This window comes from Streptomyces sp. YS-3 (assembly GCF_045257485.1).
Lineage (GTDB): Bacteria > Actinomycetota > Actinomycetes > Streptomycetales > Streptomycetaceae > Streptomyces.
On record NZ_JBJHPC010000841.1, the window covers coordinates 1 to 2,301 of the forward strand.

Annotated in this window: 1 protein-coding gene; it reads left to right on the top strand. The window is 75.1% G+C overall.

What is annotated here, in order from left to right; translation table 11 throughout:
- Positions 1-2,301 (top strand): non-ribosomal peptide synthetase (locus tag ACJA3G_RS35425; RefSeq protein ID WP_406557136.1); only part of this gene is annotated, 2,301 nt, incomplete at both ends.

Below are 2,301 nucleotides of genomic sequence, written 5' to 3' on the forward strand. Positions count from 1 at the left end.
GTGGTGAGGAGGGGCTGGACGATCTGGTGGGGTTCTTCGTCAACACACTGGTGCTGCGGACCGATGTGTCGGGCGATCCGACCTTCGCCGAACTCCTGGGCCGCGTCCGCGAGGCGGACCTCGCGGCCTTCGCCCACCAGGACGTCCCCTTCGAACAGGTCGTGGAAGCGGTCAACCCGCGCCGCTCGCTCGCCCGCCACCCGCTCTTCCAGGTCGCCCTGACCATGCGCCGGGCCGGCACGGCCGCCGCCCTGGAGCTGGCCGGCCTGGAGACAGACACCGCCGAAGTCGACGTCACCGAGGCCGAGTTCGACCTCGCCTTCCAGATCACCGAGCGGCCCGCCGGACTGCACACCGTGGTCAAGTACCGTACCGAGCTGTTCGACGCCCGCACCATGGAGGGACTCGGCGAGCGGCTGCGCGCGATCCTCGCGGCCGTGGCCCGCGCGCCCAGGGGCCGTATCTCCCAGCTGGAGACCGTGCTGCCGGCCGAGCGCGCCCGGCTGCTCGACGCGTGGCTGCCGACCGTGCCCCGGCCGCAGGACGCCCCCGACACCGTGCACGGGGCCTTCGCGGCCCAGGCGGCCCGCACCCCGCACGCCACCGCCCTGAAGTCCGGTGCCACCCACCTCACCTACCGCGAACTCGACGCCCGCGCCGACGCGCTCGCCCACCGCCTCACCGCACTCGGCGTCCGCGCCGAGACCCCCGTCGCCCTCCTGATGCGCCGCTCCCCGGACGTCGTCGTGGCGATGCTGGCCGTCCTGAAGGCGGGCGGCGCGTATGTGCCGCTGCACACCGGCTACCCCGCGGCCCGCATGCGCCGGATCCTCACCGACACCGGCTGCCCGGTGCTGCTGGTGGACGAGGAGTTCCGGGCGTTCGAGGCGGGTGACGCCCATACCGTCCTGGTCACCGCCGACGAACCGGCCCGGCCCGCCACCGCCCCGCTGCCCCCGGTCCTGGCGGGGCAGCTCGCCTACCTCATGCACACCTCGGGCTCCACCGGCGAGCCCAAGGGCGTCGCCGTCACCCACCGGGACCTGCTCGACCTCGCCGCCGACCGGGGCTGGCACAGCGCCGAGGGCCACCGCGTCCTCTTCCACGCGCCGCACGCCTTCGACATCGCCGACTACGAAATCTGGGTGGCCCTCCTGTCCGGCTGGGAGGTGGTCGTCGCCCCCGAACGCGACCTCACCGTCGCAGCCCTGGGCGCGCTCATCCACGACGAGCGGATCACCGCCGTCCACCTCACCGCCGGACTCTTCCGCGTGGTCGCCGAGGAGCGTCCGCAGCTCCTCGCGACCGTACGCGAGGTGCTGACCGGCGGCGACGTGGTGGCACCGGCCGCCGTACGGGCGGTGCGCGCCGCCTGCCCCGGCATCCTGGTGCGCCATCTGTACGGACCGACCGAGGCGACCCTGTGCGCCACCTCCCATCCGATCAGCGAAGACGTCCACGGCCCGGTGCCGATCGGCCGTCCCCTCGACAACACCCGCACCTACGTCCTGGACGAGCGGCTGCGCCTGGTGCCGCCCGGCACCCCCGGCGAGCTCTACCTGGCCGGCGCGGGCATCGCCCGCGGCTACCGGGGCCGGCCGGCGCTCACCGCCGAGCGGTTCGTCGCCGACCCCCACGGCGCCCCCGGAGCCCGGATGTACCGGACCGGCGACCTGGCCCGCTGGAGGGCCGACGGCCTGCTGGAGTTCCTCGGCCGCGCGGACGAACAGGTGAAGATCCGGGGCTTCCGGGTCGAGCCCGGCGAGGTGGAGACGGCGCTCGCCGGCTGCCCCGGCGTGCGCCAGGCCGTGGTCGGCGTGCACACCGCCGACGACGGCGACAAACGCCTGGTGGCCCATGTGGTCGGCGAGGTCACCGAGGCCGAGCTGCGCACCCGGCTCGCGGGCCTGCTGCCCGACTTCATGGTCCCCTCCCACCTCGTCGTCCTGGACGAACTCCCGCTCACCCCCAACGGGAAGGTCGACTACCGGGCGCTCCCGGCGCCCGTGCTCACGGCCGCCGCCGGCCGCGCCCCGCGCACCCCCCAGGAGGAGATCCTGGCGGGCCTGTTCGGGGAACTGCTCGGCCTGGCCGCAGTCCCCGCCGACGCCGGCTTCTTCGACCTGGGCGGCCACTCGCTGCTCGCCACCCGCCTGGTCAGCCGCATCCGCACGGCGCTCGGCGTCGAACTGTCGCTGCGCGACGTCTTCCGCGCCCAGACGGTCGCCGCCCTCGCGGAACTCGCCTCCCGCGCCGAAGGCGCCCGCCCGCCGCTGCGCCGCCACGAGCTGCCCGCCCGCC